A 20328-nucleotide genomic window follows, 5' to 3' on the forward strand; every position below is an offset into this window, starting at 1 on the left:
CAAAAGGTGCGGCATTGTAGCTCGCGTGATGGCATTACGACTTTGTCGACTGGTGCGCATTTGGGTAGTCTGGCCGCCTTGCAGTTCAGGAAGCGTCATCCATGTTCGAATCCGCCGAAATCGGCCACGCCATCGACAAGAAAACCTACGAAGCCGAGTTGCCCGCGTTGCGCCAGGCCCTGCTGGAAGTCCAGTACCAGCTGCGCGAGCAGGCGAATTTCCCGGTGATCATCCTGATCAATGGCATCGAGGGCGCCGGCAAGGGGGATACGGTCAAGCGGCTCACCGAATGGATGGACCCGCGCCTCATCCAGGTGTCCACCTTCGATGTGCAGAGCGACGAGGAACTGGCCCGACCGCCGGCCTGGCGCTACTGGCGGCAGCTGCCGGCCAAGGGGCGCACCGGCATCTTCTTCGGCAACTGGTACAGCCAGATGCTGCAAGCGCGGGTCAAGGACAAGATCGACGACGCCCAGCTCGATCAGTCGATCGAGGGCGCGCAGCGCCTGGAGCGCATGCTGTGCGACGAAGGCGCGCTGATCTTCAAGTTCTGGTTCCACCTGTCCCGCCCGCAGATGGAAGCACGCCTGCAGAGCCTGGCCGACGATCCGCTGCACAGCTGGAAGCTCAGCCCGCTGGACTGGCAGCAGAGCAAGACCTACGACCAGGTGGTGCGGCATGCCGAGCACATCATCCGCCGCAGCAGCCGGGACTATGCGCCCTGGTACGTGGTGGACAGCAGCGACCGCAATTACCGCAACATGACGGTGGGCAAGATTCTTCTGCAGGGCCTGCGCGCGGCCCTGGAAGCGGCACGCGGGCCGCGTCCGGCGCCGCATGCCGTGCCGGTGGCCGCCAGCCTGGGCACCCGTCGTCTGCTGGAAAGCCTGGACCTGAGCCAGGCGCTGGAGAAGGACGCCTACAAGGCCCAACTGGCCCACGAGCAGGCGCGCCTGTCGGCGCTCATGCATGACAAGCGCATGCGCCAGCATGCGCTGGTGGCGGTGTTCGAAGGCAATGACGCGGCGGGCAAGGGCGGCGCCATCCGCCGGGTCACCGAGGCGCTGGATCCGCGCGAGTACCGCATCATCCCCATCGCCGCGCCGACCGAGGAGGAACTGGCCCATCCCTACCTGTGGCGCTTCTGGCGGCACATTCCCGCGCGTGGGCAGTTCACCATCTTCGACCGCTCCTGGTACGGCCGCGTGCTGGTGGAGCGCATCGAGGGCTACTGCTCGCAGGCCGACTGGCTGCGCGCCTACGGGGAAATCAACGACTTCGAGGAAAGCCTGGTGGAGCATGGCGTGGTGCTGGTGAAGTTCTGGCTGGCCATCGACAAGGACACCCAGCACGCGCGTTTCAAGGAGCGCGAAGCCACGCCGCACAAGCGCTTCAAGATCACCGAGGACGACTGGCGCAACCGCGAGAAGTGGGACCACTACGTGGACGCGGTGGAAGACATGGTTGATCGCACCAGCACCGGCCTGGCGGCCTGGACCCTGGTGGAAGCCAACGACAAGCGCTTCGCCCGCGTGAAGGTGCTGCGCACCATCAACGATGCGCTGGAGCGGGCGTTCGAGCGGGACCGGTAAGCTCCACCAAGCAGCCTCGCGGCGGGTGGGGCCGGGTTATCCCGGAGGCCTGAAGGTGGCCTCCGACTCCTCCGGCCGGCGTAAAGCCGGCCCTACAGGGGTTCGGTGTTGCCCGGCCGACGCGGGCGGGCGCGATCAGAGACTCAGGCGCATCGACAGGTCGACGGCCTTGATGTCCTTGGTCAGCGTGCCCAGGGAAATGTAATCCACGCCCGTCTCGGCCACGCCGCGCAGGGTGCGCTCGTTGATGCCGCCCGAGGCTTCCAGTTTGGCGCGGCCGGCGGTCAGGCGTACCGCTTCGCGCATGTCGTCCAGGCTCAGCTCGTCGAGCATCACGATATCCGCCCCGGCATCCAGTGCCTGGCGCAGTTCGTCGAGGCTTTCCACTTCCACTTCCACCGGCTTGCCGGGCGCGATGCTGCGCGCCGTGGCCACCGCCGCGCCGATGCCGCCGCAGGCGGCAATATGGTTTTCCTTGATCAGGAAGGCGTCGTACAGGCCGATGCGGTGGTTGTGGCAGCCGCCGCAGGTCACCGCGTACTTCTGCGCCAGGCGCAGGCCGGGCAGGGTCTTGCGGGTGTCCAGCAGCTTCACGGCGGTGCCTTCGACCAGGTCGGCGTAATACCGGCAGCGGGTGGCTACCGCCGAGAGGGTCTGCAGGAAATTCAGGGCGCTGCGTTCGCCGCTGAGCAGCGCGCGCGCCGGGCCTTCGACGCGGAACAGCACCTGGTTGGGTTCGACGCGCTCGCCATCCTGCACGCACCAGTGCACCGCCACGCGCGCATCCAGCTGGCGGAACACCGCATCGACCCAGGCCGTGCCACAGACCACGGCCGCCTCGCGGGTGATCACGCTGGCATGCGCCAGGCGTTCGGCGGGGATCAGTTGCGCGGTGATGTCGCCGCTGCCGAGGTCTTCGGCCAGCGCCAGGCGGACGTTGGCTTCGATGTCGGCGGTCAGCTCGGCAAGGGTGAGGTTGGCCATGGCGGGCTCCTGCGGAGGGGGGAGGGCGGCGATTATACGAGGCCGGAGGCCGCTGTGCCCGGGTTGCGTTCGTCGGCCCCTCAGCCGGTCTTGTGAAGCACGTCATGTACGCGTGGTGCAGGGCTTGAGCCTCTGGCGGGCTGGCCAATAATTCGGCCAGTTCGTTTTTCCCGGACGCCGGTTCCGGCGTCTGGCGGGTGCTGGCCTGCGCTGGCGCCTGCTTCACTCCGAGGTTCCGAGATGAATACTGAAGCCAAGGTGGTTGCCTTCGGTCTGCCGACGTCGCGTCGCCGCAGCGGACAACCGTTGCCCGCGCCGTTGGAAGGCATTCGCGAGCTGGCTCTGGCGCAGTTGCGCCAGGGCATGCAGACCCTGTTCGACGAAGTCGACGATGCGCTGTTCGACATGGCCGACCGCGCCGAGAACAACCAGGAACAGAGCCTGTACTTCGAGGCCATGCGCGATCTGCGCCTCAAGCGACAAGGCATCGAGCGGACCTTTGCGGATCGTTGCGCGGGCGGTTTCGAGGGCCTCCTGCAGGACGACGAAGCGCTGCCGCGTCAGCGGGGACATGCCGAGCACGAGGCGCGGGTGGCCGATGACGCAATGGTCGGCAAGAGCCTGGGCCTGCTGGGCGAGCGGCTCGGCCGGTTGAGCGCGTGCTTCGCCGCCCTGCGCGGACGCGCGCTCGCCATTTCGGACAACCCCTTAGGGCCCCGGGCGCTCTGCGACTGCTTCGCCGAGGCGTGCAGCGAGGCGGACATGCCGATTCGCATCAAGCTGATCGTGCTCAAGCTGTTCGAGCGGCACTGCCTGGGCCGGCTGGGCGTGCTGTGCGACGAGGCCATCCGCGAGCTTGGCGGGCTTGTAGCGGCGCAGCCGGAGCCTGACGAGGAAGCAAAGGCACCGGTCGCACCTGACGCAGAGGATGTAGTCGAAGACCGTCAGGTTGATCAGTTGCGGGTTGGCAGCTGGCTGGAAATCCGCGTGGACGAGGCGCAGAAGCTGCGCTGCAAGCTGGCCGCCTTCGTCAAGCCGACCGGGCGCTACATCTTCGTCAATCGCAGTGGCGCGAAGGTGCTGGAACGCACCCGGGCCGAGCTGGCGGCCGACTTCGCCGCAGGCGCGGTGCGCCTGCTGGACGATGCGCTGATCTTCGATCGGGCGCTGGAGTCGGTGATCAACCTGCGGCGCGTGAACACAGAGCCCAACTGAGCCGCCCCGCCATCGGCAGTGGAGCAAACCGAGGACATAAAAAAGGAGCGGGGGATGACCCCGCCCCTTTCGTCCCGATCCCTTTACTCCCCGCCGTCTTCCTGACGACGATGCATCCTGCATCGGATCCCTGCGGGCCACCGTCCTGGCAACCCGGTCGATCCCTCGACACGCTCTGGATTCTAGTGCGCCGGCTGGGCACGGCAATCGCCCGGAGCGCCTGGCAAGCGTCTGGCAACCCGCCAGCCGGATCCGGTAATTCCATGAAAAACAAAGGCTTATATGAAGTGTGCGTGGCGCTGCTTGGGGGATTTCGGGCGAGCCGCTTACAGGAGGTGTAAGCGATTTCCTACAGGTGTCGGCGCGAGGAGTCGCCTGTTCCTCCCGTTCGCGGCCAAAGGCCTGCGAGGGGAACGAGCGGGAGGAACAGACGGGGGCATTCTCGGCCCGAGTCGCCTTCGGTTGAATGACTGTCGTCAATTTCCGCGAGGCCGTCGGCGAATCCGGCGTTGGGGAACCTTGCTGGCCTCGTGCCGCTCCTATCGCGGTAGCCAGTTTTTGCGGCGGACTGCTAAGCTCGCCGCTCGTTTGAAACCCCCCGCAAGGCGGAAGAAGGAAACAGCATGAGACAACATCGGTTGGCGGCGTCCATGGCGCTGGTGGGTCTGGTTCTGTCTGGCTGCGATTCGCAGACCAGCGTGGAACTCACTACCCCGGCCCAGAAAGCCTCCTATGGCATCGGCCTGAACATGGGCCAGAGCCTGGCGCGTGACGGCATGGACGATCTGGATCCCCAGGCGGTTGCCCTGGGCATCGAGGACGCGCTGGCCGATCGCGAGCCGCGGGTAAAGGATGAGGAGCTGATTGAGGCCTTCACCGCCCTGCAGGCGCGTGTGGACGAGCGTCTGGCGGCCCAGCAGGCGGAAAGCGTTGCTGCCGGCAAGAAATTCCTCGAGGAAAACGGCAAGCGCGATGGGGTGGTCACCACCGCCAGCGGGCTGCAGTACGAAGTGCTGAAGAAGGCCAGCGGCGCCAAGCCGAAGGCTGATGACGTGGTGACGGTGCACTACGTGGGCACCCTCACCGACGGCAGCGTGTTCGACAGCTCGGTCGAGCGCGGCGCGCCGATCGAACTGCCGGTGGGCGGCGTGATTCAGGGTTGGGTCGAAGGCCTGCAGCTCATGAGCGTTGGTGAGAAGTACAAGCTGTACATCCCCAGTGATCTGGCTTATGGCGATCAGAGCCCGAGCCCGCTGATTCCGCCGAGCTCGGTGCTGGTGTTCGAGCTGGAGCTGCTGGGCATCAAGGGCAAGAACGCCAAGTAACTGCGCGTCAGGCCAGGCGCCCCGTCTTGACGGGGCGCTGTCGTTTCCGCCGCTGGAAACCGGTAGCGGCCGCGGCGGGTCTTAGTAAGGAGTCAGTGATGGGCTGCGCATGAAAGCCCGGGCAGCCCGCCCGACTCCTGTGTACCCTTTCAGGAACAGCTTCTGTTTTGCAGCGGAGCGGGACGCCGGTCATTCGCGCCCCGCCTGGAGACCAGCATGAATGTGCCGTGGCATCTGGCCCGCTTCCTGCCCATTGCGGCGCGTATCCTGCGCCGCAAGCGCCTGCCGGCGCTGTTGCTGGCGGTGTCCGGCAAGGCGGCCCGGCGGGGCGGCAAACGCGGGTTGGGCGAGAGTCTGGCGTTGCTCCAGGCGCTGTGCCTGGCCTGGTGGCGTGGCGAGTATCGGGCGATCAGCGGCAAGGCGCTGCTCAGCGTGGTGGCGGGACTGGTGTATTTTCTCTCGCCGCTGGACCTGATTCCCGATTTCCTGCCGGGCCTGGGACTGATCGACGACGTGGCCGTGCTCGCCTGGATCATGCGCACCTGGAGCGGCGAGCTGGATGCCTTCGTCGCCTGGCGGGATGCGCAGTCCGCGACGCGGCGCCAGCAACTGGAGCGCCTGCCGGACGAGGCGGAAATTCGCTCCCGCTCGGCGCCCTGATGTGCGCTCGGCGGACGAATGAAGACGGTTGGGCTTGTTAAGATGTGGTCGCCGAGGGATCGGTGGTCGTGCTTCCAGGAGACGTATCCATGAATGTGCAAGTGATAACACGCGAAGGTCAGCCGGAATATGCCGTGCTGCCCTGGGACGAATACCAGGCGCTGTTGCGCGCCGCCGGTCACGCTGCCGAGCCCCATGCAGCGGTGGCCAGCAGCCTGCAGGCGAGCGGATTCAGCCTGCAACGGCTCGCCGAATTGCGCGAGGCGCTGGGCATGAGCCAGGCGGATCTGGCGCGTGGCGTGGGCATCAGCCCGTCCTATCTGGCGATGATCGAGCAGGGTGAGCGCGAGCCCGACGACGCCATCCGCCGCTCCCTGGCCCGGCTGCTGGGTGTTGCCGCCGAGGGGGTCTGAGATGCGCATCAGTCGACAGCACTGGGATGCCCTGCTTGCGGAACTGAACGATGCCAGCCGCCAGCGTCACCTGCTCACCTACCGGGCGCTGATCGAGCGCCTGCAGTTGCCAGCGCCGGCCATGCAGACCCTGGTGGCCGCGCTGGAATACCTGGCTACGCTGGATGCCCGATCGGAGCGTCCGCTGCGCAGCTCGCTGGTCATCAGCCAGGGCGCGAGCCGACTGCCGCGCCCCGGCTTCTTCGAATGCGTGACGCGCCTGGGTCGTTTCACCGGGCCGAGTGATGGCACCGCAGCCGCCTCCTGGCATGCCGCCGAGGTGGCGCGGGTCTTTGAGTTCGATTACCCACAGGAGCCCTGATATGGCGTGGTGGTGGCGACTTCGGGCGCGACTGGGCTATGCGCTGGCGCGCCGCCTGTTTCATTGGCGCTGGCTGATGCAGAAACCCGGCGCCTGGCGCTGGATGGAAGGACAGTTCTCGCGCATGGCCGCCCTGGGCCATGTTCCGGCGCAGAGCTTCTATGGACATGTCCTGCTGTTTCGCGGGCGTGGCTTGGGCGCGCGCGAGGAAGGACTGCGCCTGTTACGCCTGGCTGCCCAGAACGGCGACAGCAAGGCGGCCTACCAGTTGGGTGTGACCAGCCTGGCCGGCAGCCCGCAGCAGGAGCCCGATGGTCAGGAGGCTGCGCGCTGGTGGATGCTCGCCGCCCAGGCAGGGCACCCGCTGGCGGCCCGCAAGCTGGCCGATCTGTATCGCAGCGGTGGCTACGGCCTGATCGCCGATGCGGATCTGGCCGAACGGTATCAGCGCCGGGCCGAGGAGCTGGGGCTGTAGCGACGATTCGCGCGTGAATGAAAAAGCCGGCGGAAGCCGGCTTTTTCATTTGTGGTTGCTGCTGTAGGAGCTGCACCGCATCGCGGCTGAAGCCGCTCCTACAGGGACATTGCGTGGGGCGGTCAACGCTGCTCTTGCCCGCCATCCACTGCCGAGGGTGCACAAGGAAAGCCTTGTCCACCCTAGATCCCTTCAGTGCTTGGCCACGCGGCTGTCCAGGGACAGGTAGTCGAGCAGGATATGCCCGGTTTCCGCCAAGTAGGCGTCCTCTTCCGGCTTGGGCTTGTCGGCGTCGTGCGGGCTCAGCGTTTCCTCGTCTTCCGACTTGATCTTCTTCAGCGGTTCCTCGCCACGGGCCAGGCGGCGGGTGTTCTCCAGCTTCAGCTGACGCGCCTCGATGGCGGCGTGCTGGGTGCGACGCTGGGTTTCGTTCAGGGAAACCCGGGTTTCCTTCATCAGCTCCTGGGACAGTTGCAGACGTTCGCGGGTGAAGACGAAGTCCGGGTTCTGCGCGGCGCGCGCGTCATGGCGGGCCTTGAGATCCGCCAGGAACGGCTTGAAGGGATCGGTTTCCGGGCGGATCGCCGGATGGATGCGGTCCCAGGGCATCGCCTCGGGCAGCGCACTTTCGCCGATCTCGTCGGTATCCACGTCCGAGGGGTAGAGGATGTCGGGCACCACGCCCTGATGCTGGGTGCTCTGGCCGGACACTCGATAGAACTTGGCCAGGGTCAGCTTCAGTTCGCCGTGGTTGAGCGGCTGGATGCTCTGCACGGTGCCCTTGCCGAAGGTCTGCACGCCGATGATCAGCGCCCGGTGGTAGTCCTGCATGGCACCGGCAAAGATTTCCGAGGCCGAGGCGGACAGGCGATTGACCAGTACGGCCATCGGACCGGTGTAGTGGGTGCCGGCATTCTCGTCGGCCAGCACGTCGACCCGGCCATCGCTGTTGCGCACCAACACGGTCGGTCCCTGCTCGATGAACAGTCCGGTCAGCTCGGTGGCTTCCTGCAGGGAGCCGCCGCCGTTGTTGCGCAGGTCGATGACGATGCCGTCGACCTTCTCTTCCTTCAGCTCGGCCAGCAGCTTCTTCACATCCCGCGTGGTGCTCTTGTAGTTCGGGTCGCCGGCACGGTAGGCCTTGAAGTCCAGGTAGAACGCGGGGATCTCGATGACGCCGAGCTTGTAGTCGCGACCTTCATGTTCCAGCTGCAGCACCGACTTCTTGGCGGCCTGCTCTTCCAGCTTCACCGCCTCGCGGGTGAGGGTCACGATGCGGCTGGTCTGGTCGTTGGGCGCATTGCTGGCCGGGATGATCTCCAGGCGCACCTTCGAGCCCTTGGGGCCGCGGATCAGCTTGACCACTTCGTCCAGGCGCCAGCCGATCACGTCGACCATTTCGTCGCTGCCCTGGGCTACGCCGACGATGCGATCAGCCGGCACCAGCTGCTTGCTCTTCTCGGCCGGGCCGGCGGGTACCAGACGCACGATCTTGACCATCTCGTTGTCGCTTTGCAGCACCGCGCCGATGCCCTCCAGCGACAGGCTCATGTTGATGTCGAAGTTTTCCGCATTGTCCGGCGACAGGTAGTTGGTGTGCGGATCGTAGGTCTGCGCGAAGGCGTTGATGTAAGTCTGGAAAATGTCCTCGCTGCGGGTCTGCTTGAGGCGCGCGAGCTGATTCTGATAGCGCTTGGTCAGCAGCTCCTGGATGGCTGCGGGCTCCTTGCCGGCGATCTTCAGGCGCAGCACCTCGTCCTTGACCCGCTTGCGCCACAGGTCATCCAGTTCGGCGCGGTTGCGGGCCCAGGAGGCGGTTTCGCGGTCGATTTCCAGAGACTCGTCGACGCTGAAGTCGATGCCGTCCACGTCCTCGAGCAGGGTCAGGGCGTATTCGATGCGTTCGATCAGCCGTTGCAGGTGGCGCTGGTAGATGGCGAAGCCCGGCTCCAGCTGGCCTTCCTTGAGGAAGTCATCGAACTTCAGTCGCAGGGGTTCGAACTCGGCGATGTCGCTGGCCATGAAATAGCTGCGGGCCGGATCGAGCAGCTTGATGTAGCTGTCGTAGATCTTGGCGGAGCGGGCGTCGTCCAGCGGTGGCTTGTTGTAATGATGGCGGCGCAGCAGCTCGACGACGTTGAGGCTGGCGATCACCTGGTTGCGGTCGGGCTTGAGGCTGGCCCAGTCGAGATCGGTGGTCTTGGCCTGCAAGGGCAGGCTCAGGCCCAGCATCAGGGCCAGGGCGGCACCGCCGAGCAGGCGCGGGAGGGTGAGTCGACGCAAGGACAAGTGATAACGCATAGTAGGCCGTCTTCTGGTACCGGGTTTCGCGAAGGATCCGGCGTTATGGCGCGAAAGCCCGGCATCGCCCGGGCTCGATGTGAGAGTCACTATGGAGGCAGCGTGAAGGCATTGCAAGGTATCGAGGGACGCGTGGAGTGGGCCGAGCGGGACAACGAGACGTGCGGTTCCGGGCAGATTCGCATCCGTGTGGCGGCGGCCGGGCTCAACCGTGCCGACCTGCTGCAGCGGGCCGGTCACTATCCGCCGCCGCCCGGCGCCAGCGACATTCTCGGCCTGGAATGCGCCGGGGTGGTCAGCGAGGTGGGCGCGGGCAGTCCGTGGCGAGTGGGTGATCGGGTGTGCGCACTGCTGGCCGGTGGTGGCATGGCCGAGGAGGTGGTGGTGCATGCCGGGCACGCGCTGCCGGTACCGGACGACGTGAGCCTGGCCGAGGCCGCCGCGCTGCCGGAGGTGTATGCCACCGCCTGGCTCAACCTGTTCCAGCTGGCCCGCCTGCAGCCAGGCGAGAAGGCGCTGATCCATGCCGGCGCCGGCGGCGTCGGTTCGGCGGCCATCCAGTTGTGCATGGCGTTTGGCAATCCCTGCTGGGTGAGCGTCGGCTCGGCCGATCGTCTGGCCTACTGCGAAAGCCTCGGCGCCCAGGGCGGCGTGCTGCGCGGCGAGAACCTGGAAAGCCTGAAGGACTTCGCGCCGTTCGATGTGATCCTCGATCCGGTCGGCGCCAGCTACGCGGCCCTCAACCTCAACCTGATCGCCCTGGATGGTCGCTGGGTCATCATCGCCATGATGGGCGGGCGCCGCGCCGAGCTGGACCTGGCCAAGCTGCTGGCCAAGCGCGTGCAGATCACCGGCTCGACCCTGCGCAACCGCGACGATGCGTTCAAGGCGGCGCTGATGGCTGAGCTGCGTGAGCGGGTCTGGCCGCTGTTCGCCGACAAGCAGCTGTCGCCGCAGCTGGAGCGCAGCTTCCGCGCCGATCAGGCCGAGGAAGCCTTCGCGCTGCTGGAGAGCAACCAGGTCAATGGCAAGATCGTTTTGGTGCTGGACGACGGCTTGGCCTGAGTCTGTGCATCGGACCTGTGGGGCCGGGTTTGTCCCGGCCAGAGGCCGGCGCCAGCCGGCCCCGCACCGGTAATGCCTCGACTCCGTCGGCCGGCATAAAGCCGGCCCTACAGGGATCTGTGCCGCCCTTAACCCTCCAGCTCGCGCACCGCCTCCGGGGCGATCTCCAGTGCCACGGAGCGGCCGCTGGGCAGTAGGTCCGCGGCCGAGCGGTTGAGCACATCCACGCATAACTCCACGCCGCAGCTCTCGACGCGGTAGCGAATGATATTGCCGAGCAGGCTGTGGCTGCGGATCAGTCCGTTGAGGCTGCCGCTGCCCAGGCGGATGGCCTCGGGGCGGATCGCCACGCGCTGGCTCACCGGGCGGCCCAGCAGGCGGCCGGCCGCCTCGGCATCCAGCAAGTTGTAGTGGCCGATGAAGCCGGCGGCGAAGGCGTTGGCCGGCTCGGTGTACAGCGCCTCGGCGCTGCCGTTCTGCACGATGCGCCCGGCGTCCATCAGCAGGATACGATCCGACAGGGTCAGCGCCTCCTCCTGGTCGTGGGTGACGAACAGCGTGGTCAGGCCCAGTTCCCGCTGAATGCGGCGGATTTCCTCGCGCAGGTGCTTGCGGATGCGCGCATCCAGCGCCGACAACGGCTCATCGAGCAGCAGCAGGCGCGGCCGGGTGACCAGCGAGCGGGCCAGGGCGACGCGCTGGCTCTGCCCGCCGGACAGCTGCTGCGGATAGCGGTCGGCCAGCGCATCCAGTTCCACCAGGGCCAGCACCTCGGCGACGCGCCGGGCGCTTTCCGCTTTCGCTACCCGCTGCATGCGCAGGCCGAAGGCGACGTTCTGCGCCACGGTCATGTTGGGGAACAGCGCATAGCTCTGGAACACCATGCCGATGCCGCGCTTCTGCGGTGGCAGCGGCAGCAGGTCCTGGCCGTCCAGATGAATCGAGCCGCCGTTCACTTCGGTCAGGCCGGCCACGCAGCGCAGCAGGGTGGATTTGCCGCAACCCGACGGGCCGAGCAGGGTGACGAATTCGCCCTGCGCGATGCTGCAGTCGATGTCGCTGAACACCGGCGTGGCGCCATAGCGCTTGTGCAGCCCCTCGATGACCAGAAAGCTCATGGCAGATCCTTGTTCAGGCGGTTGGCCGCCCAGGTGAACAGCAGCACGAAGAAGAAGTAGGAGATCACCAGGGCGCTGTTGAAGTGGCCGCTGCTGTTGCGCATGTTGTTCAGGTACACCTGCAGGGTCTCGTAGCGGGTGCCTACCAGCAGGTTGGCAAACACGAACTCGCCGAGCAGGAACGAGAACGACAGGAATAGCGCCACCATCACCCCCTTGCGCAGGTTGGGCAGCACCACCCAGAAGGCCGCCTGCCAGGTGCTGGCGCCGTGGATGCGCGCGGCGTCCATCAGGTCGCGCAGGTTGAGCGACAGCAGGTTGTTGCTGATCGCCCGGTACATGAAGGGCAGGGCCACGGTGAAATAGCAGCCGATCAGGATCCAGGGCGTGCCGATCAGCGGCAGCGGCCCGCTGCCGTACACCTGCAGCAGGCCCACCGAGGACACCACCGGCGGGATGGCGAAGGGCAACAGGATCAGCACGTTCATCAGGCCATCGAGGCGCGGGAAGTGGTAATGCACCACGAACAGCAGCGGCAGGATGAGCAGCACCGACAGCAGCAGCGCGCCGAAGCACACCAGCAGCGAATGACCGAAGGCGGTGAGGAAGCGCGCGTCGCTCCACAGCGCCAAGTACCACTTGAGGGTCAGCCCGCTGGGCAGGATGGTCGCCGACCAGCTGGTGGCCAGCGAGTAGAGCAGGGTGCCGGCCAGCGGCAGCAGCAGGATCAGGAACAGCAGCCAGACCACCAGCCGGTGATAGAGCGCTTCAGCGCGCGGCATGGTAGCTCCTCCTCAACAGCCATTGGTGCACCAGGGTGATCAGCGCCATCAGCCCGACCAGCAGCATGGCCAGGGCGCTGGCCAGCCAGGGATCGAGGCTGATGTCGCCGGCCACCAGCGCGGCGATGCGGATCGGCACGATGTTGAAGTTGCCGGTGGTCAGCGCATACACGGTGGCGTAGGCGCCCAGCGCGTTGGCCAGCAGGATCACGAAGGTGCCGACCAGCGCCGGCGTCAGCACCGGCAGGCCGATGTGGTACCAGAAGCGCCAGGTCGGGGCGCCGAGCAGCGCGGCCGATTCGCGCCAGTCTTCGCGGATGGCATCGAAGGCGGGGAAGAGCAGCAGCACCCCCAGCGGAATCTGGAAGTAGGTGTAGATGACGATCAGCCCGGTCTTGGAATACAGGTTGAAGTCCTCGATCCAGCCGATCTGGCGCAGCAGCAGGGTCAGCGCGCCGTTGAAGCCGAGCAGGATGATGAAGGCGAAGGCCAGCGGCACGCCGGCGAAGTTGCTGGTCATGGTGGCAAAGGCGTTGACGAAGTCGCGCAGCCGCGAGTCCACCTTGTGCAGCGAATAGCTGCCGAGCAGGGCGATCAGCAGGCCGAACAGGCTGGACCAGAAGGCCACCTGCAGGCTGTGGCTAATCGCCTGCCGGTAGAAGCGCGACTCCAGGATGCGGGTGAAGTTGGCCAGGCTCCAGCCCTCGGCCGTCTGCACGCTGTTGACCGCTACCCAGAACAGCGGTGCGATCTGGAAGGCGAAGAACACCAGCGCGAACGGCAGCAGGCAGAGCGCCGCCAGCCAGCGGCCGCGACGGGCGGCGGTCAGCGGCGGCGCGCGGCGTGCAGGGGCCGTCATGGGCTGGCCGTGCTAGCGCATCTCGATGATCACGTGCTCCTGCCAGAGCTGCGGCAGCGCCTTGGCGGATTTCTCCCAGGCGGCGGCATCCTCGATCGGCCGGACCTTGGCGTACTGCTCGTTGGGCAGCAGCCTGGCCTGGACGTCGGCCGGCAGGGTCAGGTGCTCGGCACGGATGGGCCGGGCGTTGCCCTTGGCCAGGTTGATCTGCCCGGCGTCGGAAAGGATGTATTCCCGGGCCAGCTTGGCGGCGTTGGGGTGTTTTGCATATTTGTTGATGAGGGTGCTGTAGCCGGAGATCACCGAGCCGTCGGAGGGGATCAGCACTTCGAAGCGGCTGGGGTCGATCTGCTCGCGATAGCCCAGACCGTTGAAGTCCCAGACTACGCCGACTTCCACCTCGCCCTTTTCCAGGGTCTGGATGGTCGGGTTGGCCAGCGACAGGCGGCCCTGGCGGGCAATGTCGGCGAAGAAATCCAGCCCCGGCTGAAGGTTCTTCTCGTCGCCGCCGTTGGCGATGGCCGCGGCCAGTACGCCGTTCACCGCCTGGGCGGCGGAGCTGACGTCGCCGATGGCCACCTTGTAGCGACCGTTCTTCAGTTCGGCCCAGGAGCGGGGCACGTCCTTGACCAGTTGGGTGTTGACGATGAAGGCGATGGAGCCGGTGTAGGCCAGCATCCAGTGGCCGTCCGCATCCTTGGCCCACTCGGGAATCTGATTCCAGGTACTCGGCTTGTAGGGCTGGGTGACGCCCTGCTGCACCGCGATGGGCCCGAACGCCGCGCCCACGTCGCCGATGTCGGCGGTGGCGTTGTTCTTCTCGGCGGCGAACTTGGCGATTTCCTGGGCCGAACTCATGTCGGTGTCGCTGTGTTCCAGGCCATACAGGCGCTTGAGGTCGGCCCAGGTGTCCTTCCAGTTGGCCCAGCTGTCCGGCATGCCCACGCTGTCCACGCGCCCTTCGGCGCGAGCGGCCTGTTCCAGTTGCGCCAGGTCCTGTGCGCCAGCCGGGTTGCCCACGGCCATGGCCGCGCCCATCAGTGAAACCCATAGCAGTCGTTTCATCGTGCAGCTCCTTGCAGGGTGAGTCCTTGAGGCGGTTCCAGCACTGTGGCGGCCCTGGATGACTGGCCGATGACAGCTGTGCGCAAGCGTGCCGGCGTTGGCAGAGCGTAGCCCAGCCGGCTGCGGCAGGAGCGCACCAATTCGGTGCGCGGAAAACTGTTAGTGAGCTATTAAAGAGCTGGCGAAGCGTCAGAATGTCGCGTTTTCCCAGCTAAATCATTGTTTTTACAGGTGGCACGCTTGCTGCTTTGGGTGTTCGGCGCGGTGTTCGAAATATTGGCCGCGCCTATTCCTAGAAGTGGAGAACATCATGCAAGCCTTGGGTATTACGCTAGGTGCAATGCTGAGTGTGCTGACGATCGGCATCGCTCAGGCATCGGAAACCTTCGTTCCGGAAGTGCTGACGGTCGAGAAGGCCATCAAGCCGGGGACGAATGTCTTCGTTCTGGATCAGAGCTGGAAGGGAGCCAGCCGCATCAACGTGCTGTCGGCCGATGACCTTGAGCACAAGGGCATCCTGAGCGTCGGCATCACCGGCCAGATGGTGTACAGCAAGGATCGCAAGACCGCCTACGCCATGTCGGCGTATGCGACTCGCATCACCTACGGCAAGACCGAGGCGGTGCTGCAGGAGTTCGATGTCGACACCCTGAGTCTCAAGCGCGAGGTCGTCATCCCCGAGAAGATGGCTCAGGTAGCGCCTTCCAGCGCCGTGCTGGCGCTGTCCGGCGACGAGCGCTTCGCCTTCGTGCAGAACGCCACGCCGGCCACCTCGGTGACCCTGGTGGACCTGCAGGCGGGCAAGTTCCTCCGCGAGATCCCGACTCCGGGCTGCTTCGGCATCTTCCCGACCCCCACCGGCAGCCGCTTCACCACCGTGTGTGGCGACGGCACCCTGGTGAGCTTCGATGTGAAGGCCAACGGCGAAGTCTCCGCCCCGGCGCGCAGCGCCAAGATCTTCGATCCGGATGCCGACGCCCTGTTCATCGTGCCCGAGCGCGTAGGCAAGGACCTGGTGTTCCCGTCCTTCAAGGGCAACCTGTACCGCGTCGCTGACAGCGGCAAGGCGCCGAAGCTGGTCGAAAAGATCTCGGTGGTGGATGGCATCGACGGCGACTGGGCGCCGGGTGGCGTCGATGTGTCCGCCTACAACGCGGCCCACAACGTGATGTTCCTGACCATGCACTCCGGTGCGGAGGAGGGCACCCACAAGAACGGTGCCGAGGAGCTGTGGGCCTTCGACCTCAAGCGCAAGCAGGTCCTGTACCGCTCGGTGGTTCCGCACCTCGCCTCCATCGCCGTCACCAGCGGCAAGCAGCCGGTGCTGTTCGGCCTGAACGAGGAGAGTGAGCTGATCCGCTACGCGATCGATCCGCAGGCCCGCTTCGCCGCCAAGCCGACCCATACCCTGGAAGGCGTGGGTGAGTGGACCGTGTTCGCAGTCACCAGCGAGTAAGTGCCATGAATGCCTCTGTCCTTCATCTGGCAGCCCTGGCCGCGGTGGTCTTCCTGGCGCTGCTGTTCATGCGAGCCGCCTGGCACAAGGCGGGTGACTACGGGCGCTTCGTCGGCTTCGTGGCCGACTATCACCTGGTCCCCGATCGACTGCTGGGCGTGCTCAGCCGCCTGCTGATCGCCGCCGAGTTCGCCGTCGTGGCCCTGCTGGTCTGGCCGCCTCTGGCTGCCTGGGGGGCAGTGGGCGCGCTGGTTCTGCTCGGGCTCTATGCCCTGGGCATCGCTGTGAACCTGCTGCGTGGTCGCACTCGCATCGAGTGTGGCTGCGGCGGGGCGGCGCAGCCGCTGTCCTGGCTGCTGGTGGTGCGCAACGGGGTGTTGATGGCGCTGGCCGGTCTGGCCCTGTCGATCCCCTACACGCTCGCCGGTGTGCTGGAAACCGCTGTTGCGCTGCTGGCAGGCGCGTTGGCCTTCAGCCTGTACGTCATCGCCGAACAGGTGATGGCCAACCCGGGCCCCCTGCTGTTGGCACGCAAGGCCAACTCGCTTTCCCAATCGAACTGAAGAAGAAGCCGTCCCATGTCCTTACTTATCTTCGCCGTATGTGTGCTCACTGTGCTGGTCCTGGCACTGATCGTCATGGTCTTCGCCCTGGCCCGCCAGATCGGCATCCTGTTCGAACGTATCTCTCCCGTCGGCGCCATGGTCAATGACAGCGGGCCGAAGCTGGGCGAGGTGTCCCCCGCCTTCAACCTGCCGAGCCTGACCGGCGGCCTGATCCAGATCGGTGCGGTTTCCCCGAAACACACGCTGATCTTCTTCCTGTCGCCGACCTGCCCGATCTGCAAGAAGCTGCTGCCGGTGCTCAAGTCCATCCACCAGAGCGAAACCTGGCTGGACGTGGTACTGGCCAGCGATGGCGAGGAGGCGCGTCACCGCACCTTCATCGCCAGCGCCGAACTGGAGCAGTTCCCGTACGTGATTTCCGAGCAGCTGGGGGTGACCTACCGCGTGGCGCGCCTGCCCTTCGCGGTGCTGCTCGACGGCGAAGGTGTGGTCAAGGCCAAGGGCCTGGTCAACACCCGCGAACAGCTGGAAAGCCTCTTCAACGCCGCCGAAACCGGTTACGCGTCGATCCAGGACTTCGCCAGCCGTACCGCACATTCCTGATCCCCCGTGGAGTCATCAATCATGTCCAAACTCTTTGATCGCCTGTTCACCGTCATCGACAAGACCGCCGAAGCCGGCGCGCGCAAGACGGCCATGCAAACCGGTCGCCGCTCTTTCCTGGCCAAGGCCGGCATGGCGCTGGCCGGCACCATGGCCATGCCGCTGCTGCCGTTCGACCGCTCCCTGGGCGGCCTGGCGATGGCCGCCACCGGCGCCGGTGGCGACGTCAACGACGAGTTCAGCTGCGAGTACTGGCGCCACTGTGCCCTGGACGGCAACCTGTGCAGCACCTCCGGCGGCACCCTGACCTCCTGCCCGCCCGGCAGCGAGGCCTCCAAGGTCGCCTGGGTCGGTACCTGCCGTAACCCCAACGACGGCAAGGACTACCTGGTCTCCTACAACGACTGCTGCGGCAAGGCTTCGGTGGCCAGCTCCACCTTCTGCTTCCGCAGCGAGCGCGAGCGTCCCGGCTACCGCATGGGTCTGCACAACGACATCAACTGGTGCATGGCCAATACCAACAAGGGCTACCACTGCACCGTGTCGGTGGTGGTGGGGCTGGCCGATGCGTGATCGGGCTGTAAAGGGCGGGGCGCTTTGCGCCCTGCTGCTGGCCCTGGGCGGTACCGCCCAGGCCAGTGAAGCGTTGTTCCAGAAGCACTGCGCCAGCTGTCATGGCGCCAGTGCCGAAGGCATCCCCGGACTGGCTCCGCCACTGGTGCATCCCGCCCTGTGGCAGGGTCTCGGCGAGCAGGCTCCGCACTACCTCACCGGCGTGATGGCCTCTGGCATGAGCGGCAAGCTCTCCGCCCAGGGTCAGCTGTACATCGGCCTGGTGATGCCGCCGCAAAGCAACCTGCCCAGCGACGAGCTGGCGCAGGTGGCCAGTTATCTGCTGAACCTCAATGGGGTGAAGGCGACGGTGACGGCGGCGGACGTGGAGCAGGCGCGCAGTCCGGCTCAGACCCATGCGCAACTGCGTGCCCTGCGGCCGCAGAATCTGTAAGCGAGGTAGCGATATGCAACGGTGGCAGTCGTGGGTGATAGCGATGGGGCTATCACTGGCTGCCCCCGTGCTGTCGGCCCAGGAGTACTCGGCAGTGGTCAACTATCAGTTGCGCTGCGCCGGGTGCCATGGGCAGGACGGCACGGGGGTTCCAGCGGGTGGTATCCCGCCGTTTCCGGGATTCGTCGATGGCTTCTTCTCGACCGAGAACAGCCGTCTGTATCTGATGCACGTGCCGGGGGTCAACGGCGCCAGTCTCACGGATCGCGAGATCGCGGCGGTGATGAACTATGTGGGCGAGCGCTGGGGCGAGCCCGGTGCGCGCAAGCTGTTCACGGCAGAGGAAGTGACGGTGCTGCGAGCCAAGCCGGTGGAGGATGTGGTGGTGCTGCGCCGGCAGGTCACGGAAGAGCTGCATGCGGCGGGCTACGGGGTTCCGGACTATCCGTGGCCCTGAGGCTCGTGGCCGCCATGGTGGCCAACGCGTAGCGTGACCACCCTACGAACTCAGCGCCAGTCGAGAATGTCCCAGCCCTGCGCCTCGGCATGGGCGCGCAGGGTGGGGTCGGGGTTCACCGCGTGGGGATGCTCCACCGCGCAGAGCAGCGGCAAATCGTTCTGCGAATCCGAATAGAAGTGGCTGTCACCGGCGGGTACACCGCAGCGGGCCCGCCACTGTTGCAGCGCTGCGATCTTGCCTTCCCGGTAGGTGAGGATGCCCTGGGTCCGGCCGGTGTAGCGACCCTCCACCACCTCCATGTCCGTGCCCAGCGCGTGCTCGATATCCAGTTGTGCGCAGATGGACTCCACCAGAAAGCGCTGCGTGGCGGAGATCACCAGAATCGCGTCGCCGGCCGCGCGATGGCGCTCCAGGCACTGCAACGCCTGGGTATAGAACAGCGGCGCAATCACCTCGGCCGAGAAACGGTCAGCCAGCGCCCGGCACTCGGCCGGCGTGCGACCGGCCAGCGGTTGCAGGGTGAAGGCCAGGTAGTCCTCCAGCGTCAGCTGGCGCTCCGCGTACAGGCGCACCATGGCCTGTTCGCGCGGCACGAACTGCTCCAGATCCAGCCAGCCCTGCGCGCCCAGGTAACGGCCCCAGAGGCTGGGGCTGTTGCCGGCGATCAGGGTTTCGTCCAGATCGAAGATGGCCAGCGCCATCAGGCCAGCTCGGCGCTGTTGTAGAAGGCGGTCAGCACCTTGACCAGATGCTCCAGATCCTGGCTGCCGGCCAGCTCGCGGATCGAGTGCATGGCGAAGGTCGGCAGGCCGATGTCCACCGTCGGCACGCCCAGGCGGCTGGCGGTGATCGGGCCGATGGTCGAGCCGCAACCCATGTCGCTGCGGGTCACGAAGCTCTGCATCGGCACTTCGTTCTCCAGGCACAGGTGGCGGAAGAAGCCGGCGGTTTCGCTGCTGGTGGCATAGCGCTGGTTGCTGTTCACCTTGATCACCGGGCCGGCGTTGAGCTTCGGCCCGTGGTTGCCGTCGTGCTTGTCCGGGTAGTTCGGGTGCAGGCCGTGGGCGTTGTCGGCGGAGATCAGCAGCGAGCGCTGGGTGATGCGCACCAGCTCCTCGCCGGCCGCGAAGGCGCGCTGCAGCGTCTGTTCCAGGAACGGGCCGTCGGCGCCGCAGCAGGAGGTGGAGCCCACCTCTTCATGGTCGGTGCACACCAGCACACAGCTCTGTTCGTCGTCGGCGGCCAGCAGCGCCTGCAGCCCGGCGTAGCAGGACAGCAGGTTGTCCAGGCGCGCGCCGGCGATGAAGTCGCCATGCAGACCGACCACGGCGGCGGGCTGGGTGTCGTACAGGCTGAGCTCGAAGTCGAGGATGATGTCGGCGGTCAGCTCGTGCTCGCGGCTCAGCTGATCGGCCAGCAGGGCGCGGAAATCGTAGGGCTCGGCACCGGCGATCTGGGCGAGGATCGGCGGCAGTTCGTTCTGCGCATTGATCGCCCAACCCTGGTTGGCCTCGCGATTGAGGTGGATGGCCAGGTTGGGGATGACCGCGATGGGCGCCTGAAAGTCGATCAGCTGGCTTTCCACCCGGCCGTCACGGCGGAAGGTCACGCGGCCGGCCAGCGACAGGTCGCGGTCGAACCAGGGCGCCAGCAGCGCCCCGCCGTAGAGTTCCACGCCCAGCTGCAGGAAGCCGTGGCGCTGCAGCTCGGGCTGCGGCTTGACGCGCAGACATGGGCTGTCGGTGTGCGCGCCGACCAGGCGCAGGCCGCTTTCCAGCGGCGCGTTGCGGCCAAGCTTGAAGGCGATCAGCGAGGAATCGTTGCGGATCACGTAATAGCGGCCGCCCGGTTCGCAGCGCCAGGCCTGGCGCTCGTCCAGCGCCAGGTAGCCGGCGGCGTCGAGCCGCTGGGCGAGGGTGGCGGTGGCGTGGAAGGGGGTGGGGGAAGCCTTGAGGAAATCGATCAGACCTTGGGTGAGCTCAGCACGCATGACGGACTCCGAACAACAGTGGCGGCAGTGTA

22 protein-coding genes are annotated in these 20328 nt (G+C 66.3%); 14 read left to right on the forward strand and 8 right to left on the reverse strand.

All coding sequences use genetic code 11. The annotated features are described in order from the left end of the window. Positions 1-101 precede the first annotated feature (101 nt). Complete coding sequence (gene pap / locus VL129_RS11460) at positions 102-1592, forward strand: polyphosphate:AMP phosphotransferase (protein ID WP_325412949.1); 1491 nt, start codon at positions 102-104, stop codon at positions 1590-1592. Positions 1593-1727: 135 nt separating this feature from the next. Here pap and nadC read toward each other — a convergent pair whose 3' ends face one another. Next, entirely contained in the window at positions 1728-2576 is an 849-nt protein-coding gene (gene nadC / locus VL129_RS11465; protein ID WP_325412950.1) for a carboxylating nicotinate-nucleotide diphosphorylase, read from the reverse strand. 240 nt (positions 2577-2816) lie between these two features. Between nadC and VL129_RS11470 the strand changes: the two genes are divergently transcribed. From VL129_RS11470 to VL129_RS11495, 6 genes are all read left to right on the forward strand, one after another. After that, positions 2817-3791 carry a DUF1631 family protein gene (locus VL129_RS11470; RefSeq protein WP_325412951.1) on the forward strand — a complete coding sequence of 325 codons (975 nt, stop codon included), beginning with the start codon at positions 2817-2819 and terminating at the stop codon, positions 3789-3791. A gap of 623 nt (positions 3792-4414) precedes the next feature. Continuing rightward, positions 4415-5116 (forward strand): FKBP-type peptidyl-prolyl cis-trans isomerase, encoded by a 702-nt coding sequence (locus tag VL129_RS11475; RefSeq protein WP_325412952.1) that lies wholly within the window; start codon positions 4415-4417, stop codon positions 5114-5116. Positions 5117-5332: 216 nt separating this feature from the next. Continuing rightward, a complete protein-coding gene (locus VL129_RS11480; RefSeq protein WP_325412953.1) occupies positions 5333-5776 on the forward strand; it encodes a YkvA family protein in 444 nt (147 codons plus the stop codon). 89 nt (positions 5777-5865) lie between these two features. Further along, positions 5866-6189, forward strand: coding sequence for a helix-turn-helix domain-containing protein (locus VL129_RS11485; RefSeq protein WP_325412954.1), 324 nt, complete (start codon positions 5866-5868; stop codon positions 6187-6189). A gap of 1 nt (position 6190) precedes the next feature. Continuing rightward, positions 6191-6550 carry a hypothetical protein gene (locus VL129_RS11490; protein ID WP_325412955.1) on the forward strand — a complete coding sequence of 120 codons (360 nt, stop codon included), beginning with the start codon at positions 6191-6193 and terminating at the stop codon, positions 6548-6550. A 1-nt stretch (position 6551) separates the two neighbouring features. Continuing rightward, positions 6552-7025: a tetratricopeptide repeat protein gene (locus VL129_RS11495; RefSeq protein ID WP_325412956.1), complete on the forward strand. Its 474-nt coding sequence runs from the start codon at positions 6552-6554 to the stop codon at positions 7023-7025. A 192-nt stretch (positions 7026-7217) separates the two neighbouring features. Here VL129_RS11495 and VL129_RS11500 read toward each other — a convergent pair whose 3' ends face one another. Further along, a complete protein-coding gene (locus tag VL129_RS11500; protein ID WP_325412957.1) occupies positions 7218-9326 on the reverse strand; it encodes a carboxy terminal-processing peptidase in 2109 nt (702 codons plus the stop codon). A gap of 102 nt (positions 9327-9428) precedes the next feature. On the opposite strand from VL129_RS11500, the gene VL129_RS11505 reads away from it, so the two are divergent. Next, a complete protein-coding gene (locus VL129_RS11505; RefSeq protein WP_325412958.1) occupies positions 9429-10391 on the forward strand; it encodes a zinc-binding dehydrogenase in 963 nt (320 codons plus the stop codon). A 128-nt stretch (positions 10392-10519) separates the two neighbouring features. On the opposite strand, the gene VL129_RS11510 is transcribed toward VL129_RS11505, so the two are convergent. The 4 genes from VL129_RS11510 to VL129_RS11525 are packed head-to-tail and all read right to left on the reverse strand — an operon-like array spanning position 10520 to position 14215. After that, a complete protein-coding gene (locus VL129_RS11510) occupies positions 10520-11509 on the reverse strand; it encodes an ABC transporter ATP-binding protein (protein ID WP_325412959.1) in 990 nt (329 codons plus the stop codon). Continuing rightward, positions 11506-12291 carry an ABC transporter permease gene (locus VL129_RS11515; RefSeq protein WP_325412960.1) on the reverse strand — a complete coding sequence of 262 codons (786 nt, stop codon included), beginning with the start codon at positions 12289-12291 and terminating at the stop codon, positions 11506-11508. Before VL129_RS11515 ends, VL129_RS11510 begins: the two co-directional genes overlap by 4 nt. Then, on the reverse strand, positions 12278-13150 hold the full coding sequence (locus VL129_RS11520; RefSeq protein WP_325412961.1) for an ABC transporter permease: 873 nt from the start codon (positions 13148-13150) through the stop codon (positions 12278-12280). The genes VL129_RS11515 and VL129_RS11520 overlap by 14 nt, the downstream gene beginning before the upstream one ends. 12 nt (positions 13151-13162) lie before the next feature. Next, the gene (locus tag VL129_RS11525) at positions 13163-14215 is read right to left on the reverse strand and encodes an ABC transporter substrate-binding protein (RefSeq protein ID WP_325412962.1); all 1053 of its coding nucleotides are present in this window, start codon (positions 14213-14215) and stop codon (positions 13163-13165) included. Positions 14216-14555: 340 nt separating this feature from the next. On the opposite strand from VL129_RS11525, the gene VL129_RS11530 reads away from it, so the two are divergent. The 6 genes from VL129_RS11530 (at position 14556) to VL129_RS11555 (ending at position 18303) form a co-directional block, all read left to right on the forward strand. Further along, positions 14556-15671, forward strand: coding sequence for an amine dehydrogenase large subunit (locus tag VL129_RS11530; protein ID WP_325412963.1), 1116 nt, complete (start codon positions 14556-14558; stop codon positions 15669-15671). Between the two features lie 5 nt (positions 15672-15676). Then, a complete protein-coding gene (locus VL129_RS11535; RefSeq protein WP_325412964.1) occupies positions 15677-16234 on the forward strand; it encodes a MauE/DoxX family redox-associated membrane protein in 558 nt (185 codons plus the stop codon). 15 nt (positions 16235-16249) lie between these two features. After that, positions 16250-16840: a methylamine dehydrogenase accessory protein MauD gene (gene mauD, locus VL129_RS11540; RefSeq protein ID WP_325412965.1), complete on the forward strand. Its 591-nt coding sequence runs from the start codon at positions 16250-16252 to the stop codon at positions 16838-16840. Between the two features lie 21 nt (positions 16841-16861). Next, positions 16862-17413, forward strand: coding sequence for a methylamine dehydrogenase light chain (locus VL129_RS11545; protein WP_325412966.1), 552 nt, complete (start codon positions 16862-16864; stop codon positions 17411-17413). Continuing rightward, positions 17406-17846, forward strand: coding sequence for a c-type cytochrome (locus VL129_RS11550; RefSeq protein ID WP_325412967.1), 441 nt, complete (start codon positions 17406-17408; stop codon positions 17844-17846). The genes VL129_RS11545 and VL129_RS11550 overlap by 8 nt, the downstream gene beginning before the upstream one ends. 94 nt (positions 17847-17940) lie before the next feature. Then, complete coding sequence (locus VL129_RS11555; protein WP_325412968.1) at positions 17941-18303, forward strand: c-type cytochrome; 363 nt, start codon at positions 17941-17943, stop codon at positions 18301-18303. A 50-nt stretch (positions 18304-18353) separates the two neighbouring features. On the opposite strand, the gene VL129_RS11560 is transcribed toward VL129_RS11555, so the two are convergent. Together VL129_RS11560 and VL129_RS11565 are read right to left on the reverse strand one after the other, a co-directional pair. After that, positions 18354-19007, reverse strand: a complete 654-nt coding sequence (locus tag VL129_RS11560) for an HAD family hydrolase (RefSeq protein WP_325412969.1) — start codon at positions 19005-19007, stop codon at positions 18354-18356. Continuing rightward, positions 19007-20296, reverse strand: a complete 1290-nt coding sequence (locus VL129_RS11565) for a M18 family aminopeptidase (protein WP_325412970.1) — start codon at positions 20294-20296, stop codon at positions 19007-19009. The genes VL129_RS11560 and VL129_RS11565 overlap by 1 nt, the downstream gene beginning before the upstream one ends. Between the last annotated feature and the right edge of the window lie 32 nt (positions 20297-20328).

The organism is Pseudomonas sp. (assembly GCF_035497915.1).
In the GTDB taxonomy this organism is placed as follows: Bacteria; Pseudomonadota; Gammaproteobacteria; order Pseudomonadales; family Pseudomonadaceae; genus Serpens.

Coding starts and splice junctions, on each gene's coding strand:
- VL129_RS11565 (WP_325412970.1), bottom strand. CDS start 20,296: ATGCGTGCTGAGCTCACCCAAGGTCTGATCGATTTCCTCAAGGCTTCC.
- VL129_RS11510 (WP_325412959.1), bottom strand. CDS start 11,509: ATGAGCTTTCTGGTCATCGAGGGGCTGCACAAGCGCTATGGCGCCACG.
- VL129_RS11525 (WP_325412962.1), bottom strand. CDS start 14,215: ATGAAACGACTGCTATGGGTTTCACTGATGGGCGCGGCCATGGCCGTG.
- VL129_RS11545 (WP_325412966.1), top strand. CDS start 16,862: ATGTCCAAACTCTTTGATCGCCTGTTCACCGTCATCGACAAGACCGCC.
- VL129_RS11480 (WP_325412953.1), top strand. CDS start 5,333: ATGAATGTGCCGTGGCATCTGGCCCGCTTCCTGCCCATTGCGGCGCGT.
- VL129_RS11485 (WP_325412954.1), top strand. CDS start 5,866: ATGAATGTGCAAGTGATAACACGCGAAGGTCAGCCGGAATATGCCGTG.
- nadC (WP_325412950.1), bottom strand. CDS start 2,576: ATGGCCAACCTCACCCTTGCCGAGCTGACCGCCGACATCGAAGCCAAC.
- VL129_RS11490 (WP_325412955.1), top strand. CDS start 6,191: ATGCGCATCAGTCGACAGCACTGGGATGCCCTGCTTGCGGAACTGAAC.
- VL129_RS11530 (WP_325412963.1), top strand. CDS start 14,556: ATGCTGAGTGTGCTGACGATCGGCATCGCTCAGGCATCGGAAACCTTC.
- VL129_RS11515 (WP_325412960.1), bottom strand. CDS start 12,291: ATGCCGCGCGCTGAAGCGCTCTATCACCGGCTGGTGGTCTGGCTGCTG.
- VL129_RS11470 (WP_325412951.1), top strand. CDS start 2,817: ATGAATACTGAAGCCAAGGTGGTTGCCTTCGGTCTGCCGACGTCGCGT.
- VL129_RS11550 (WP_325412967.1), top strand. CDS start 17,406: ATGCGTGATCGGGCTGTAAAGGGCGGGGCGCTTTGCGCCCTGCTGCTG.
- pap (WP_325412949.1), top strand. CDS start 102: ATGTTCGAATCCGCCGAAATCGGCCACGCCATCGACAAGAAAACCTAC.
- VL129_RS11500 (WP_325412957.1), bottom strand. CDS start 9,326: ATGCGTTATCACTTGTCCTTGCGTCGACTCACCCTCCCGCGCCTGCTC.
- VL129_RS11560 (WP_325412969.1), bottom strand. CDS start 19,007: ATGGCGCTGGCCATCTTCGATCTGGACGAAACCCTGATCGCCGGCAAC.
- mauD (WP_325412965.1), top strand. CDS start 16,250: ATGTCCTTACTTATCTTCGCCGTATGTGTGCTCACTGTGCTGGTCCTG.
- VL129_RS11475 (WP_325412952.1), top strand. CDS start 4,415: ATGAGACAACATCGGTTGGCGGCGTCCATGGCGCTGGTGGGTCTGGTT.
- VL129_RS11535 (WP_325412964.1), top strand. CDS start 15,677: ATGAATGCCTCTGTCCTTCATCTGGCAGCCCTGGCCGCGGTGGTCTTC.
- VL129_RS11495 (WP_325412956.1), top strand. CDS start 6,552: ATGGCGTGGTGGTGGCGACTTCGGGCGCGACTGGGCTATGCGCTGGCG.
- VL129_RS11520 (WP_325412961.1), bottom strand. CDS start 13,150: ATGACGGCCCCTGCACGCCGCGCGCCGCCGCTGACCGCCGCCCGTCGC.